Source organism: Nostoc sphaeroides (assembly GCF_003443655.1).
Classification (GTDB): Bacteria; Cyanobacteriota; Cyanobacteriia; order Cyanobacteriales; family Nostocaceae; genus Nostoc; species Nostoc sphaeroides.
On record NZ_CP031941.1, the window covers coordinates 2,891,559 to 2,907,500 of the forward strand.

Annotated in this window: 11 protein-coding genes, 2 tRNA genes, 2 rRNA genes and 2 pseudogenes (1 of these 17 cut by a window edge); 14 read left to right on the forward strand and 3 right to left on the reverse strand. The window is 44.1% G+C overall.

The annotated features are described in order from the left end of the window. The first annotated feature begins 11 nt into the window (after positions 1 to 11). From D1367_RS12815 to D1367_RS12835, 7 genes and pseudogenes are all read left to right on the forward strand, one after another. The gene (locus tag D1367_RS12815; RefSeq protein WP_118166802.1) at positions 12 to 1,607 is read left to right on the forward strand and encodes a B12-binding domain-containing radical SAM protein; all 1,596 of its coding nucleotides are present in this window, start codon (positions 12 to 14) and stop codon (positions 1,605 to 1,607) included. Positions 1,608 to 1,614: 7 nt separating this feature from the next. Then, positions 1,615 to 1,791: a hypothetical protein gene (locus D1367_RS31780; protein ID WP_220451052.1), complete on the forward strand. Its 177-nt coding sequence runs from the start codon at positions 1,615 to 1,617 to the stop codon at positions 1,789 to 1,791. Further along, a complete protein-coding gene (locus tag D1367_RS12820) occupies positions 1,778 to 2,821 on the forward strand; it encodes a DUF2891 domain-containing protein (RefSeq protein WP_323808628.1) in 1,044 nt (347 codons plus the stop codon). The genes D1367_RS31780 and D1367_RS12820 overlap by 14 nt, the downstream gene beginning before the upstream one ends. A gap of 380 nt (positions 2,822 to 3,201) precedes the next feature. Continuing rightward, positions 3,202 to 4,245 (forward strand): type I glyceraldehyde-3-phosphate dehydrogenase, encoded by a 1,044-nt coding sequence (gap, locus tag D1367_RS12825; RefSeq protein WP_118166803.1) that lies wholly within the window; start codon positions 3,202 to 3,204, stop codon positions 4,243 to 4,245. A gap of 56 nt (positions 4,246 to 4,301) precedes the next feature. Beyond that, on the forward strand, positions 4,302 to 4,514 hold the full coding sequence (locus tag D1367_RS30110; RefSeq protein ID WP_147337359.1) for a hypothetical protein: 213 nt from the start codon (positions 4,302 to 4,304) through the stop codon (positions 4,512 to 4,514). A 5-nt stretch (positions 4,515 to 4,519) separates the two neighbouring features. Next, a pseudogene (gene pyk / locus D1367_RS12830) lies at positions 4,520 to 5,951 on the forward strand (pyruvate kinase). A gap of 149 nt (positions 5,952 to 6,100) precedes the next feature. Continuing rightward, positions 6,101 to 7,105 (forward strand): transaldolase, encoded by a 1,005-nt coding sequence (locus D1367_RS12835; protein ID WP_118166804.1) that lies wholly within the window; start codon positions 6,101 to 6,103, stop codon positions 7,103 to 7,105. Between the two features lie 79 nt (positions 7,106 to 7,184). Here D1367_RS12835 and D1367_RS30115 read toward each other — a convergent pair whose 3' ends face one another. Together D1367_RS30115 and D1367_RS12845 are read right to left on the reverse strand one after the other, a co-directional pair. Beyond that, positions 7,185 to 7,634, reverse strand: coding sequence for a hypothetical protein (locus tag D1367_RS30115; RefSeq protein ID WP_147337360.1), 450 nt, complete (start codon positions 7,632 to 7,634; stop codon positions 7,185 to 7,187). Positions 7,635 to 7,878: 244 nt separating this feature from the next. Next, positions 7,879 to 8,193 (reverse strand): annotated as a pseudogene (locus D1367_RS12845) (catalase); the annotation flags it as partial. Between the two features lie 373 nt (positions 8,194 to 8,566). On the opposite strand from D1367_RS12845, the gene D1367_RS12850 reads away from it, so the two are divergent. Both D1367_RS12850 and D1367_RS12860 read left to right on the forward strand, forming a co-directional pair. Then, a complete protein-coding gene (locus D1367_RS12850) occupies positions 8,567 to 8,986 on the forward strand; it encodes a rhodanese-like domain-containing protein (protein ID WP_228674521.1) in 420 nt (139 codons plus the stop codon). Positions 8,987 to 9,919: 933 nt separating this feature from the next. Continuing rightward, positions 9,920 to 10,675 carry a TIGR04283 family arsenosugar biosynthesis glycosyltransferase gene (locus D1367_RS12860; RefSeq protein WP_118166809.1) on the forward strand — a complete coding sequence of 252 codons (756 nt, stop codon included), beginning with the start codon at positions 9,920 to 9,922 and terminating at the stop codon, positions 10,673 to 10,675. Here the strand turns inward: D1367_RS12860 and D1367_RS12865 are convergent. Beyond that, the gene (locus D1367_RS12865) at positions 10,657 to 11,361 is read right to left on the reverse strand and encodes a DUF547 domain-containing protein (RefSeq protein ID WP_118166810.1); all 705 of its coding nucleotides are present in this window, start codon (positions 11,359 to 11,361) and stop codon (positions 10,657 to 10,659) included. The two genes, D1367_RS12860 and D1367_RS12865, sit on opposite strands and share 19 nt — an antisense overlap. Positions 11,362 to 11,673: 312 nt before the next feature. Here D1367_RS12865 and D1367_RS12870 point away from each other — a divergent pair, with 312 nt between their 5' ends. The 5 genes from D1367_RS12870 to D1367_RS12890 all read left to right on the forward strand — a co-directional run. Further along, on the forward strand, positions 11,674 to 13,206 hold the full coding sequence (locus D1367_RS12870) for a glycosyltransferase (RefSeq protein ID WP_118166811.1): 1,533 nt from the start codon (positions 11,674 to 11,676) through the stop codon (positions 13,204 to 13,206). Positions 13,207 to 13,859: 653 nt separating this feature from the next. Continuing rightward, a 16S ribosomal RNA gene (locus D1367_RS12875) occupies positions 13,860 to 15,350 on the forward strand. A gap of 131 nt (positions 15,351 to 15,481) precedes the next feature. Next, a tRNA-Ile gene (locus D1367_RS12880) sits at positions 15,482 to 15,555 on the forward strand. A gap of 76 nt (positions 15,556 to 15,631) precedes the next feature. Next, positions 15,632 to 15,704: transfer RNA gene (locus D1367_RS12885), tRNA-Ala, on the forward strand. Positions 15,705 to 15,895: 191 nt separating this feature from the next. After that, positions 15,896 to 15,942: ribosomal RNA gene (locus D1367_RS12890) — 23S ribosomal RNA — on the forward strand; it runs 2,845 nt beyond the window's last position. The 16S and 23S rRNA genes sit together here with 2 tRNA genes alongside, the layout of an rRNA operon.

Sequence of the window (15,942 nt, forward strand, 5' to 3'; positions counted from 1 at the left end):
AAGCGTCAAAGATGAACGTTTTACTTCTATACCCCCGTTTTCCAAAAAGTTTTTGGTCTTTTGAAAAAACACTAGCTTTATTAGACCGTAAAGCAATGCTACCGCCTTTAGGCTTGGTAACTGTAGCCGCGATATTACCTCAAGAATGGGAGTATAAGTTAGTAGATCGAAATGTTCGCGTCTGTACCGAAGCAGAATGGGCTTGGGCAGATTTGGTTATTATGTCGGCGATGATTGTGCAAAAAGAGGATTTACTCTCTCAGATATTAGAAGCAAAATCCAGAGGTAAACGGGTAGCTGTTGGTGGCCCCTTCCCGACAGCGCTACCAGATGAAATGACATCCGCCGGAGCAGATTACTTGATATTGGACGAAGGGGAAATTACCCTACCCTTATTTGTAGCAGCGATCGCACGGGGCGATCGCACAGGTATATTTCGCTCTGGTGGTGAAAAACCAGATGTGACTAATACTCCAACTCCTCGCTTTGACTTGCTAGAATTTGAAGCTTATGCGGAAATGTCGGTGCAATTTTCGCGTGGATGTCCCTTCCAATGTGAATTCTGCGACATTATTGTGCTATATGGTCGTAAACCCCGCACCAAAAACCCAGAACAAATATTAGCAGAACTAGATTATCTCTACAAACTGGGTTGGCGACGCAGTATTTTTATGGTGGATGACAACTTCATTGGTAATAAGCGGAATGTCAAATTATTTTTGAAGTCCCTTCTGCCGTGGATGGTAGAACATAACTATCCCTTTTCCTTTGCCACAGAGGCTTCAGTTGATTTAGCCCAAGATCAAGAACTGATGGATTTGATGGTAGTGTGTAATTTTGGAGCCGTTTTTCTGGGAATTGAAACCCCCGACGAAGAAAGTCTCACTTTCACTCAGAAATACCAGAATACCAGAGACTCGCTCAGTGAAGCTGTGAATAGAATTACCCGCTCAGGGTTGCGAGTCATGGCAGGTTTTATCATTGGGTTTGATGGCGAGAAAGTAGGAGCAGGCGCACGAATTGTCAAGTTTGTCGAGGAAACAGCAATTCCTACAGCCTTATTTAGTATGCTGCAAGCGCTTCCAGATACAGCGCTGTGGCATAGATTAGAAAAGGAAGGACGACTCCGCAATAAATCAGCCAACATCAACCAAACCACGTTGATGAACTTTGTCCCAACTCGACCTTTAGAAGATATCGCTCGTGAATATGTGCAGGCGTTTTGTGATTTGTATGAGCCAGAACGATTTTTGGAGCGTACATACAAACACTTCCGGCTTTTGGGCGAAGCAACCTACCCGAAAAAGGGCAAAGCTGCCAAGAAACCATTGAACTGGAAAGTACTCCGAGCGTTTCTGATTATTTGTTGGCGACAGGGTGTCCGTCGTCAAACGCGCTGGCAATTCTGGCGCAACTTGTGGAGCATGTATCAGCATAATCCGGGTGGAGTCAGTAGCTATTTAGCTGTTTGTGCCCAAATTGAGCATTTCTTGGAGTATCGCCAGATTGTCCGGGATGAAATTGAGGCTCAAGTCGCTGAATTTCTAGAAGCAGAAGCTAGGGTAAAACCGGAAGCACAAGTGATGGTTAATTCGATAGCGAATTAAATTTGCAATGATAATGCGTCGGGATGCATTGCAATACGGTTTGGTTAAGGCAAGAGACGCGATAAATCGCCGTCTGTACAATAATCAGTCCTTTGTAGAGACGGCGATTTATCGCGTCTTTGTGATCGTACAATGCATTCCGATACATGTCCTTATTGGTAGAAATGACCATGCCACGCGATAATTTAGAGATAAATGAAGCGATCGCAGTACAATTTGCTCAATTAGTGCTGGATTGTATCGGGCGAGAATATCCCCACAGTGGTCTTTATTGGGCTGATAGCGACGAGGATCTAAAACCACCGCGTGAATTGACTCCTGCTTTTTATGGCTGCTTAGATTGGCATTCAGCTGTACATGGTCACTGGTTGCTGGTACGTCTTATGCGTCACTTTCCTGAAGCCTCCTTCAATGCAGCCTCAAAGCAAGCACTTGAGCAAAGCCTAACACCTGAGAAAATTCAAGGAGAAATTGCTCATTTCCAACGGCTACCGTTTTTTGAATTTCCTTATGGTGTGGCATGGCTTTTGCAACTGGCTGCGGAACTTCACCAGTGGAATCATCCTCAAGCGAAAGAATGGCGGGTTGTATTGGAACCGCTAGAAAAGTTGATTGCAGGTAATTTACATCGCTGGATTGACGGACTGAAACTTCCCAATCGCACAGGGATGCATAGCCAAACAGCTTTTGCACTTGGTTTGATGCTAGATTGGGCACGGATTACCGAAAATGCTGACTTCACTGGGTTAATAGAGAACAAGGCACGGCAATTTTATCTAAGCGATCGCAACTACTCCTTACAATTTGAGCCGCTTGGTTACGATTTTCTTTCTCCTGGCCTTGCTGAAGCAGACCTGATGCGGCGAGTCCTGCCAACAACAGCTTTCACTGACTGGCTCACCGATTTTCTTCCAGAAATACCGATTGAGACTTCAGCAAATTGGTTACAACCACCCGGAGTAGATAATCCTCAAGATTATATGCAAGCCCACTTCTATGGTCTTAATCTCAGTCGTGCTTGGATGCTTGAGGGTATCATTTCTAAATTGGCAAATAGCGATCGCCGCCGAGAAACACTCCGCTCTACTGCCCTTCACCATCGTCAGCATGGACTAGCAAATATTGTAAGTGAACATTATGCAGCTAGTCACTGGGTAGGTACTTTTGCTGTTTACCTCCTAACAAATCGTGGGTTGCAAAAGCAAATTAGTTAATTCCCATGTCAATGGATAATTTATTTCTTGGAAGTCTCTTAGCGGATAGCTATGGTTGAGCCAGTCCTGAGTGGGTAGTGGGGCAGAGAAAGGGGAGAAGAACTCCTAACTCCTAACTCCTAACTCCTAACTCCTAACTCCTAACTCCTAACTCCTAACTCCTAACTCCTAACTCCTAACTCCTAACTCCTAACTCCTAACTCCTAACTCCTAACTCCTAACTCCTAACTCATTGTTTTGCCCAATCATTAAAATATGCCAAGTAAATATGTCTTAGCTGACTGATACTGTCAGGATCATAGAGTAAAGAGTAAAAGGCAATCTATTTTGACTTTTAACTTTCTCCTTTTGTTCAACTTTCCACAAGGGTAGGTTTTATCTTGACTAAATTGAAGGTTGGTATCAATGGCTTCGGTCGAATCGGGCGACTTGTGCTTCGCGCTGGCATCGATAACCCCAACATTGAGTTTATAGGCATTAACGACCTAGTACCACCAGATAACCTCGCTTACTTATTAAAGTACGATTCAACCCACGGTAAATTAAAGCATAAGGTTGAAGCTAAGGAAGATGGTATCCTCATTGACGGACACTTCATTCCTTGCGTGTCGGTGAGAAACCCAGCAGAGTTACCTTGGGGAAAATTAGGTGCAGATTATGTAGTGGAAGCTACCGGACTCTTCACTGATCACGAAGGAGCCGGAAACCACCTGAAAGCAGGTGCAAAGCGAGTGGTAATTTCCGCTCCCACTAAAGATCCAGATAGGGTTTCTACCCTACTAATGGGTGTAAATCATCACTTGTTTGACCCTAGCAAAGATATAATTGTCTCCAATGCTAGCTGCACTACAAACTGTCTAGCTCCCATAGCTAAGGTCATCAATGACAATTTTGGGTTGACTGAAGGGTTGATGACCACAGTCCATGCCATGACTGCCACTCAGCCAACTGTAGACGGCCCCAGTAAGAAAGACTGGCGCGGTGGTCGAGGTGCAAGCCAGAATATTATTCCCTCTTCTACAGGCGCAGCTAAAGCTGTAGCGTTGGTTTTACCAGAATTGAAGGGTAGGTTAACTGGTATGGCTTTGCGAGTTCCGACTCCCGATGTCTCTGTAGTTGATTTAACTTTCAAAACTGCCAAAGCCACTAGTTATAAAGAAATCTGTGCTGCCATGAAAGAGGCTGCCGCAGGTTCTCTAGCAGGTATTTTGGGTTACACAGATGAAGAAGTAGTTTCCACAGATTTTCAAGGCGATACCCATTCTAGTATCTTTGACGCAGGTGCTGGGATTGAGTTGAATTCCAACTTCTTTAAGGTAATTGCCTGGTATGACAACGAGTGGGGCTACTCGAATCGCGTGATTGACCTGATGTTGTCTATGTCACAGAAGGAAAAACTCGCATCTACAGCTGCTGTGGTTTGATTGGTCATTTGTCATTGGTCATTGGTCATTGGTCATTAGTCATTAACTTTTGACCCTTGACTTTTGACTTACCCGCAGGGGCTGACCCTTGGCTTTTGGGATTTGGGTTGAATGGTAAATATGCTGAAAACAAAACTTCATTTAGTATTTTTATTTACAAAATCAGTGATATAAAGCACATGTTAATTTGGATGGCTTGGGCGATGTCTACGACGGGCTACGCCTACGCTCAAATCATCCAAATTTGCAGGTTACTCCTCAACCCCTAATCCCTATGCGTCGAACCAAAATCATTTGTACTGTTGGCCCGGCTACATCTGCACCCGAAAAGCTGCAAGCTTTAGTAAAAGCTGGAATGAATGTAGCGCGGCTGAATTTTTCCCACGGGGCTTATGAATTCCACGCCCAAACTGCTCACTATCTCAGACAAATTAGTAATGAGCAGCAAAAGCCGATCGCAATTATGCAAGACCTTTGTGGCCCGAAGATTCGTTTGGGAACTTTACCACCAGAAGGGTTAAATTTAGAAGCTGGTACTGAAGTCACCTTTGTTTTGCAAGAAAAGGGTGAGAGTATCGATGAACTACCTTTACCATTGCCGACTTTGTTCGCAATGGTGCGACCAGGCGAACCAATTTTGATTAATGATGGTCGCGTCAAGTTGATTGTTACCGCTCGTGATGCCGATCGCATTCGCGCACAAGTAAAAATTGGCGGGCTAATTTCCACACACAAAGGAGTAAACCTACCACAAACTCCTTTACCTGTTAGTTCGATTACCGAAAAAGACTTGCTGGATCTGCGCTTTGGGATTCAGTTGGGTGTAGACTGGGTGGCGGTATCCTTTGTGCGATCGCCACAAGACTTAGAACCTGCCAAGCGAATGATTGAAGCTGCTGGTGCTTCCATCCGCTTAATTGCCAAAATCGAAAGAGCAGAAGCAGTAGAGAATTTTGACTCCATTCTGAATGTTGCTGATGCAATTATGATTGCCCGTGGCGATTTAGGGGTAGAAGTACCAATTCACGAAGTCCCCCTAATTCAAAAAGATATTATTCGCCGTTGCAATCGGGCTGGCAAGCCGGTGATTACAGCCACCCAAATGCTAGAGTCGATGATTAGCGCCCCCGATTCCCACCCGCGCCGAAGCAACCGACGTTGCCAACTCCATCTTAGATGGAACAGATGCAGTAATGCTTTCTGGTGAAACAGCTGTTGGGCAATATCCCATCGCCGCCGTCGAGATGATGCACAATATCGCTGTGCGGACAGAACAGGCTTTAGATGAGGGTAGCAAACATGCTTGGTGTCATGAAGCAGGTAGTCTCAGCGTTACCGAATCTGTAGCAGAATCCGTGTGTCGCATCGCTTATGAAACAGGCTCACGGGCAATTCTCTGTAACACTACATCAGGAAGTACAGCGAGAATGGTGTCTAAATATCGCCCTACTTCTCCCATTATTGCCCTCACCTCTGACATCACCGCTTATCGCCAACTAGCACTTTCTTGGGGTGTGGAAGCTTTGCTAATCCCACCAGTCCACAATGCTGAAGAGATGTTTACCAATGTGGTGAACACAGTTGTAGACATGGGTTTAGCCAATAAGGGCGATAAAGTAGTTATTACCTCTGGTGTTCCAATTGGTAAATCAGGAACAACTAGCTTAATCAAAGTGCATTCCATTGGACAGCCAATTTCGGCATAAGGCACTTAGAATAAGGCTGTGGCTCAAGATAGTAAACAAAATTGGGCAATGATTAAGAAAAATTGCCAGAATCAGAATTGAAGGAAGAGTAAAGAGTGTAAAGAACTGGGGAATAAGTAAATCCTGTAACATTCATCACGGAGTATTTTATGTCTAAGAATTTACTGGAACAATTGCGACAAGTGACTGTTGTCGTCGCAGATACAGGGGATATCCAGGCAATTGAAAAGTTCAAACCCCAAGACGCTACCACCAATCCTTCTCTGATTACTGCTGCGGCGCAGATGCCGGAATATCAGGGAATTGTCGATCAAACTTTACTGCAAGCGAAGAAAGATGCAGGAGCCGGAGCCACCCAAGCACAGATAGTTTCTCTAGCTTTTGACCGTTTGGCAGTTGCCTTCGGATTAAAGATTTTGCAAATCATCCCCGGTCGCGTGTCTACGGAAGTCGATGCTCGTTTGTCCTACGATACCGAAGCTACCCTAACTAAGGCACGGGACTTAATTGCTCAGTATAAAGCTGCCGGAATTGGCCGCGATCGCGTCTTAATTAAAATTGCCACAACCTGGGAAGGCATTCGCGCTGCGGAAATTCTCGAAAAAGAAGGTATTCACTGTAACCTTACCTTGTTGTTTGGTCTTCACCAAGCGATCGCCTGTGCAGAAGCTGGCGTTACCCTAATTTCTCCCTTCGTCGGCCGGATTCTCGACTGGTACAAAAAAGATACCGGACGCGATAGCTACCCAGCAGCCGAAGACCCAGGAGTTTTGTCAGTCACCAAAATCTACAACTACTACAAGAAATTCGGCTATAAAACCGAAGTTATGGGAGCTAGCTTCCGTAACCTTGGTGAAATTACTGAACTTGCAGGTAGTGATTTGCTGACCATTTCGCCATCACTTTTGGCTGAATTGCAAGCAACTATTGGAGAACTGCCACGCAAACTCGACCCCGCCAAGGCAGCAAACTTGGAAATTGAAAAGATATCCGTTGACAAAGCTAGCTATGACAAGATGCACGCCGCAGACCGCATGGCAACTGACAAATTAGATGAAGGCATCAAAGGTTTCACCAAGGCATTAGAAGACCTTGAGAAACTTTTAGCAGACCGACTAGTTCGCCTTGAAGGAGAAGTAGTAGCAGCTCATTAGAACGTAACCATAGTTAGTGGTTAGTGGTTAGTGGTTGGTGATTCAACCACTAACCATTAGTTAGTTGCATCAGTCCTCATCAATACCGTCGTCGGATAATCTGGTATCGTCCGTAAGGCTGCCGTCGCTGGATAATCTGCCGTTGCCTAAACTGCTGCCGTGGTCGAATAATTTGATATCGTCCGTAAGGCTGTCGGCGTCGAATATTTTGGTATCGTCCGTAAGGCTGTCGGCGTCGAATATTTTGGTATCGTCCGTAAGGCTGGCGTCGTCGAATATTTTGGTATCGTCCAAAGGGCTGTCGGCGTCGGATAATCTGCCGACGTCTGATCATTCGGTATCGTCCTGACCGCCGTTGAGCAATTAAAAGCTCTCCGGTTTTATCTCCAACTAAGTTACCCTCTGGTGCAACGCTCTGTTCATTGCGACCATTACTTAGAGAAATATCCTTCGCTTCAGCTAATGAGGGCGGATACACAAAGGCACATAGCAATAGCGCTATTGAAGATAACTTCTTGAAACCTTTCATGTTTTTGCTTCTACTAGACTTTCGGTAATAACTTTATTAAACACCTTAAAGCCAGCAAATTATTCTTCATCCACTTTTTTTAAACTTAATTTAGGATTAAATCCTGTATTTTAATCTCATCCTTATGGATAATTGTAAATTGCAGGAATCTGTGTAAATAAAGAGTGAATATCTAGGAAAATGCAATTTTTCTCAATGGTTCAAGTATTGTAAAACCTCCTATCAATTGCTATTTCAAAAGACTAATTTTTTTACGCATCACTTGACCTTCAACATGGGGAGTATAGTCTTTACCAGACTTTGGTGCTTCTTTTAACCCATCAATACTACTTGGCTCATAATTGATGTGCGGATTCTCGCTTCCCTTATCGCCATCGAGATAATCCATTTGGCCACCATGCTGATTTGTAGCAACCCTGGTTTTTGGTTTATTAATTGCTAATTGCAGATAATTTGCTCCTACACGGTAACGCTGAGTATCCGAGTAAGAGAAAGTTCGACCTTGAAGCAATTTATCATCCGAAAAATCTAGTTCATCAACTAACACACCTGTACCAAAGGGCATATTCGCTATCCCAATAATAAGTTTTGGTCATGAATGCGCTATTTTATTCCTTGGGGAGATTTAGTAATGATGCGTCAGCAATTTTTAAGGCTAAAAAGGTTAGCTGAATCTAGCCGTAAGGCGAATATTTAGAGCCTGAAAATTCTTTTAAATCATACTCGTGATAAAATTAAAATTAAACCTATCTATAAAACAATACGGTTCAGTTAAGGATTTTTGGTACTAATTTTAGACCTGTAGAGACGCGAAATTTCGCGTCTTTACCAAGGTTTTTGGGCTTAACTGAACTGTATTGATCTATAAAAACCAAAAAATATTTTTATAAGTGCAATTACTTACATTCAAGTTTATAAAACTCCTGATTAGATTGCAGTTTCCTAATGTTAAAGAAATTACAACCAAAGAATTAGCTCAATTACTATTAGGTTCTGCAAAGCCTCGGCCATTAGTGCTAGATGCACGGAGTCAGATAGAATATGCAGTGAGCCATATTGAAACAGCAGCGCAGATAGACGCTCTTATACCTGACTTAGCAGTACTTTCTACAGTTTCAAAAGACAGACCAATTGTCGTGTACTGCGCCGTTGGCTACCGTAGCGCCAAATTAGCCCAGCAGCTTAATGAAACTGGGATGAAGTGCATTTATAACTTGAGTGGTGGCATTTTTCACTGGGCAAATGAAGGAAGGCTCATTTTTAAAGACGACCAATCTACACAGGTTGTACATCCTTACAATGCAATCTGGGGAAAACTTCTGAAAGCTCGTTACCATGCTCAGGAGCATTAAAAAAATTCATTTTAACAAAGAATTAAGCCTTGATCTAAGAGGTTATTTGGAAAGTCTTAGGCTGTCATTTTAGGTACTTATTGATCCCCCCCACTTAGGGAGAACCCAAGACCGCGCTGGCTCCCCTTATAAAAGGAGGAACCGGAATTAAAGTCCTCCTTTTTAAGGAGGATTTAGGAGGATCTAAAGTTTTTGATACAGCCTACTACTTTTAAAACATGCTCTAAGCGTATTGGTTTATAACCCTGGCAAATAAATGAATTTAAAATCTGATTTAGATATAACAAATAATCACCAATAAAGACACTATTAACTCGATTTGTTAAGAGTATTGGCGGTACTATTGTTAATTTATTTTCATGCTGCCGCAGTTTGTGACCAAGGCGAATTAGGCGATTTTTATATTAAAAATGACTTATCAAGCCCTACCCTCAATACGGTTCGTTTAAGCCAAAAGATGCGATAAATCGCCGTCAAGACAAAGGATTAATTATTGTAGAGACGGCGATTTATCGCGTCTTTGTGATTTAGAATTTTCATCAAAAAACCCTAACCGAACCCTATTGTCCCTACCCTTGGATGGGTTATTTTTTTTGTTCGTACTCATCACGAAAATATCGGTTCCTATTTACAGTTTTACCCACAGTTTTTAACGGGATTCATCCTCAAGGTAATTTTGAGTGGGCGCTGCCGCTTATCCATTTTTTTTGCTGCATCAAACAGTTTTGGTGGCGATATCTTTTTATCTATTGCAATTTGATTTAGGCATAGCTGCAAAATTTTTAATGATTAGTACAGCAACCGTTTTAGTGAGAAATGCTTTGTATGAAATCTTTATAAAACGTCTCAACAAAGAGTCCGATTTCTCTTTGGGCTAAAGCCTATCAACATTAACAAGTAAAATAAAGATAATTATAAAACTACTAAATCGGTATGTCTCAAGTTTCTATTATCATTCCTACTTTAAATGAAGCAACTAACTTAGGACGGACATTGCGCCAACTGACTTTACTTAATCCTCCTCCTTCTGAGGTGATAGTGGTAGATGGTGGCAGCCAAGATCAGACGGTGACAGTTGCAAAGCAAATTTTTGAGTCATTTAATCAAACTTTGAATGTACAAATTCTTTCATCTCAACAGCGAGGGCGTTCTCTTCAGATGAACTATGGAGCATCAGCAGCAACTGGAGATATCATTTGCTTTCTTCATGCAGATACTTGGGTTCCAGATGATCTAATTACCATCATCAACAAGACTCTGGCAGAACCTACCATTGCCTGTGGCGGGTTCATTTCTCTGATGTCAGGATCTCAAACAACTCGTTGGGGTATCTCTCTACATAATTATTTAAAAACCTATTACGCACCACTGTTATTTAAGCCTCACCTCTTTTTTCGAGGATTGCGTCTGTTGTTTGGAGATCAAGTAATGTTCTGTCGTCGAATTGATTTTTGGGATTGTGGCGGATTTGATCAGGCATTGCCGATTATGGAGGATGGAGATTTATGCCTGAAGTTAGTTAAAAAAGGACGTATCTATCTGGTAAATCGGATTGTTCATTCCTCAGATCGTCGCGTAGCCAAATGGGGTAGCTTCAAAGCAACTGCAATTTACCTTTATATTGGCCTTTTGTGGGGGATTGGGGTTAATGCAAATTATCTTAAACAGTTTTATGAAGATATTCGCTGATTTAAGCTCCAATCATAATCAAGATAGGATATTCGCGTTGAAGCATTAAGGGGATAGTCTGTTTTCAAGTAGGAGCGGATGTATTCGGGAATGGAGGGTGCAACCTTTAAAAAATCTTGACGATACCATTTCAAGATTTTATTACAGTAAAGCGTTTTGCTCTCCATGTCATAACGGACTTTTTCAGCGTTATTCATGAAACGACGTGTATCTTCATCTAATTGCTGAATAACCTGCTCAGGAAAGTAAGCTCCCGAACGTAGTAAAGGACAACCAACTGAAGCACAAACGATCGCAAAATGAATTCGTGGCTCCTGCAATTTTTCCCGTAGAATAGAGTTCTCAATTTTAGCTAAACTATAACTTTCCCCAAACATATAATAAGCGCGACGTTGGAAGAACCACAAAAAAGCTAGCCAGTTGGGAATCCCTAAAATTCGCGGACGAATCGATTCTATCGGGTATCTCTCCAAAATTGTCGAAATGGTGAACGCATTGTAAAGGTTGATCCACAATGCCAATTCTTCGAGATTGTTGCTATTAGATTTAAAAGCCAGATTTTTTTGGCTCGACAACCAATCTGCAATTGCTTGGGGTTGCTCCTTTTTCCAAGCAATGTAGTCTACACGACCCTGTTGATCAACATACTGACGCAATAATCTGTCCCAAGGTTCAAAATCAATCATTATCGCTGTGTTGATATGTTAGCCGTTGTTTTTAAGTAGAAACATCAACTTACCATTTATGTCATCGGGTATATGTGCGCCAGTCGCAGTAGTGATTAAATTATACATTAATGAAAATACGCAAATTGGCTGGGTTTAAGCTAAAGGGAATCAATAAAAGCCCTTTTACTTACTTGTTGATGGTATTTATCTACAGCCTCACTGCCTGCGTTTTTCAACCTTGGGAGTTTTTAACAAGCTCACTAAGCTGTTATGCTGCCGTCTTCAGGCAAAAATCTCTAGTAGAAATCAACCTGTATTAGGAAGTGGGCAATGCACATTGGATTTCTCAACCCTCAAGGCAATTTTGATTCAGCCAATAGTCACATCACGAAACACCCAGATTTTGGGGGTCAGTTGATCTACGTTAAGCAAGTCGCCATAGCCATAGCTCAAATGGGTCATAAAGTTGATATTATCACCCGTCAAATTATTGACCCGGAGTGGCCAGAGTTTGCCCAAGCGATTGACACTTATCCAGGGATCGATAACGTCCGCATTATCCGCTTACCAGCAGGGCCAAAAGAATTTCTCTCTAAAGAGTTGTTATGGCCTCATCTAGTCGCTGATTGGATACCCAACATCTTGAAGTTTTATCAACAGCAAGGTGGTTTACCCGATGCTATGACTGCTCACTACGGCGATGGAGGACTGTGTGGCGCTCTAATTGAAGAGGAGACAGGTATACCTTTTACCTTTACTGCTCATTCTCTCGGCGCTCAAAAGATGGACAAACTGGAAGTCACCCGAGAGAATCTCGCAGAAATAGACGAGCAATTCTATTTCAGATATCGCATTTTAGCAGAACGCCTGAGCATGAATCGCTCGGCCATTAATATCACCAGTACACGACAAGAACGCTTTGAACAGTATTCTCATCGAGTCTATAGTGGTGCAGTGGATCTAGACAACGACAACCGCTTTGCAGTGATTCCACCGGGAGCAGATTTCTCGATTTTCGGTGCAAAAGCGCGTTACGAAAATGAGGAGGCTACCCACATGCTCATTCAGGAGCGATTGGCACGGGACATTGCAGAACCACGTCGAGATTTGCCTGTTATCCTAGCATCCAGTAGATTAGAGCTGAAAAAAAATATATTAGGGCTAGTGCAAGCCTTCGCAATGAGTCCAATACTTCAGGAACGATCTAACTTGGTGCTACTTACAGGGGGGCTGGACGATCCTTTACGAGAGGAAACTACTGACTGCATGGCTGAAGAGGTATTAGCTCCGATTCGGGAAGTGGTCAAAGAAAACGACTTGTGGGGCAAGGTGAGTGCCTTTGTCCTGTTAGATCAGTCTCAAGAATCACTGGCAGCAGCCTATCGGTTTATGGTTAAACGTCGCTCAGTATTTGCGCTGACCGCACTCTACAAACCCTTTGGGCTTGCTCCCTTAGAAGCAGCAGTTGCAGGTTTACCAGTGGTAGCAACTAAGAACGGTGGCCCCAGCGAGAGCTTGCGGCAGGGAAATAAGGAATATGGCGTACTCGTTGACCCAGAAGATCCTGCTGATATTGCACGGGGCTTGGAGCGGTTGCTATGTGATGGTCAGGAGTGGGAGTATTTTGCCCAAGCGGGTCAGCAACGGGTACTGAAGACGTACACTTGGGAATCTACTGCTGAAAACTACCTGACTTTGCTTGAGCAGATTCTGTCTTCACCGGAAACCCGCCCTCGTGATGAACTCTTTCCCATCCATCCCTACTTCCGTAATCCAGAATCGCAAACCGATGTTTTTTTGGAAGAATTGGGCGACCTCTACTTTGGCTCTAACCAAAGGGTACTAAGTACATCTAGCCTGTGAAGAAGCAAAGCAGGTTCTAGGTAATTATCCCAGCTATGAGCAGCCAGCGCAAAACGTGCTGACTGCTTCGGCACATTGCTGGTTTTGTTCCATCAATGCCATGTGTTCTCTTAGTTTTACAGTGATTCAGAGTAGAGTAATTCTGCTTTCATGCGATCGCTCGCCACAGGTTTTGTAGCTCTATCTGATTTTCCTAACCTGGTAGATCCCAAACAATTACTCGGAAGCGATCGGTGTAGTTGTCGGGCATAATATCATCTCATTTACTTTATTTCTACCTTAGAATCGGTTACCCAATCATTGCCAGTCATCCCCCTTATTCAGGTTTCCATTGAAAATTCACGCTTTCCCCTTGCTTCGTTGGCACAGTGCATAAACCATTGTTGCCTACAACCCGGCACTGTGGGGAGTTTCATGGGGAATCAGAAACAGTCCCAAAATAATTTGGAAAAATGGTTGACACAATGAAGTAGGTTCGCTATATTGAATAAGTGCCTGAAGCGGAGCGAGAAAAGCGACGCCAAAAGGTGAACCGAACCTTGAAAATATTATAGTTTGAAAGCGATTATACAGCAAGTAGTTTGGGTCTAAGAAAATAAAGATAACTAAGCTGAAGTTAAAAAAGAGCAGCTAATTGAGCTTACAAACGCTTCAAAACGGAGAGTTTGATCCTGGCTCAGGATGAACGCTGGCGGTATGCTTAACACATGCAAGTCGAACGAAATCTTCGGATTTAGTGGCGGACGGGTGAGTAACGCGTGAGAATCTGGCTCTAGGTCTGGGACAACCACTGGAAACGGTGGCTAATACTGGATGTGCCTTTCGAGGTGAAAGATTAATTGCCTGGAGATGAGCTCGCGTCTGATTAGCTAGTAGGTGTGGTAAAGGCGCACCTAGGCGACGATCAGTAGCTGGTCTGAGAGGACGATCAGCCACACTGGGACTGAGACACGGCCCAGACTCCTACGGGAGGCAGCAGTGGGGAATTTTCCGCAATGGGCGAAAGCCTGACGGAGCAATACCGCGTGAGGGAGGAAGGCTCTTGGGTCGTAAACCTCTTTTCTCAGGGAAGAAGACAATGACGGTACCTGAGGAATAAGCATCGGCTAACTCCGTGCCAGCAGCCGCGGTAATACGGAGGATGCAAGCGTTATCCGGAATGATTGGGCGTAAAGCGTCCGCAGGTGGCGATGTAAGTCTGCTGTTAAAGAGTCTAGCTCAACTAGATAAGAGCAGTGGAAACTACATAGCTAGAGTACGTTCGGGGCAGAGGGAATTCCTGGTGTAGCGGTGAAATGCGTAGAGATCAGGAAGAACACCAGTGGCGAAGGCGCTCTGCTAGGCCGTAACTGACACTGAGGGACGAAAGCTAGGGGAGCGAATGGGATTAGATACCCCAGTAGTCCTAGCCGTAAACGATGGATACTAGGCGTGGCTTGTATCGACCCGAGCCGTGCCGTAGCTAACGCGTTAAGTATCCCGCCTGGGGAGTACGCCGGCAACGGTGAAACTCAAAGGAATTGACGGGGGCCCGCACAAGCGGTGGAGTATGTGGTTTAATTCGATGCAACGCGAAGAACCTTACCAAGGCTTGACATGTCGCGAATCTTCTTGAAAGGGAAGAGTGCCTTCGGGAGCGCGAACACAGGTGGTGCATGGCTGTCGTCAGCTCGTGTCGTGAGATGTTGGGTTAAGTCCCGCAACGAGCGCAACCCTCGTTTTTAGTTGCCAGCATTAAGTTGGGCACTCTAGAGAGACTGCCGGTGACAAACCGGAGGAAGGTGGGGATGACGTCAAGTCAGCATGCCCCTTACGCCTTGGGCTACACACGTACTACAATGCTCCGGACAGAGGGCAGCAAGATAGCGATGTCAAGCAAATCCCGTAAACCGGAGCTCAGTTCAGATCGCAGGCTGCAACTCGCCTGCGTGAAGGAGGAATCGCTAGTAATTGCAGGTCAGCATACTGCAGTGAATTCGTTCCCGGGCCTTGTACACACCGCCCGTCACACCATGGAAGCTGGTAGTGCCCGAAGTCATTACTCCAACCATTCGTGGAGGAGGATGCCTAAGGCAGGACTGGTGACTGGGGTGAAGTCGTAACAAGGTAGCCGTACCGGAAGGTGTGGCTGGATCACCTCCTTTTTAGGGAGACCTACACCCCTTAGAAATCGAAAAGTAAACAGCTATATAGATACTAAGTTGGTCTAACCTTAGGTCGGTCGCAGACATTTGCAAATGTTGAAAGCTTTCAAACTATGATGAAGGTTCGATATGGGCTATTAGCTCAGGTGGTTAGAGCGCACCCCTGATAAGGGTGAGGTACCTGGTTCGAGTCCAGGATGGCCCACCTGAAGAATTAGTAATTACTAATTCATAATTCATAGTTACTTATGAATTATGAACTATGAATTATAAATTATTCTGGGGGTTTAGCTCAGTTGGTAGAGCGCCTGCTTTGCAAGCAGGATGTCAGCGGTTCGAGTCCGCTAACCTCCACCTGTGGCGATTGCCATTAGAGAAAATTTTGTGAGAGTTCAGCAACATGACAAAATTTGTCAGACTGCTGGGTTTAGTCTCAGCCAGAACCTTGAAAACTGCATAGAAACGCGAAAAAAGCAGGCAGACACAGAGAATCTTTACAGATGTTTTTGTGAATGCAAGTGATAAAAAGACCAAATGAATTGAGTGGTCAAGCTAATAAGGGCTAACGGTGGATACCTAGGCACACAGAGGC